Source organism: Neisseria sp. P0024.S006 (assembly GCF_051956595.1).
In the GTDB taxonomy this organism is placed as follows: domain Bacteria; phylum Pseudomonadota; class Gammaproteobacteria; order Burkholderiales; family Neisseriaceae; genus Neisseria.
The window spans coordinates 1-439 of the sequence record NZ_JBQCXH010000076.1; the positions used below are offsets into that span (position 1 = coordinate 1).

A 439-nucleotide genomic window follows, 5' to 3' on the forward strand; every position below is an offset into this window, starting at 1 on the left:
CCCTTGTTCTTCCCCCTCTCCAAACCACTACACTGCCTATGAATCGTCTGGACGGACGCCTTTACCGTTTACATATATCACACCCAACCTAACGTGGGTTTGAGAAAGCCCTTGTTCTGCCGCCTTGCCAAACCACTGCACTGCCTGTGTATAGTCCTGACGAACTCCTCGCCCATCGTCGTACATCACACCCAAATTATATTGTGCTTGAGCATACCCTTGTTCTGCCGCCTTCCGATACCACTGCTCTGCCTGTACAGGGTCTTGACGGACTCCTTGCCCCTTGGTATACGCCACAACCAAATTATTTTGAGCTACAGGATCCCCTTGGTCTGCTGCCTTTAGATACCATCGCGCTGCCTCTGCATAATCTTGACGAACTCCTTGCCCTTCGTAATACATCTTACCCAAACTAAATTGGGCTTCTGCAATCCCTTGT

General features: G+C 50.1%; 1 protein-coding gene. It reads right to left on the reverse strand.

Annotated elements, in window-relative coordinates:
• Positions 1-36: 36 nt before the first annotated feature.
• On the reverse strand, positions 37-439 hold a 403-nt coding region (locus tag ACTHUF_RS11350), incomplete at its 5' end, for a tetratricopeptide repeat protein (protein ID WP_440407761.1).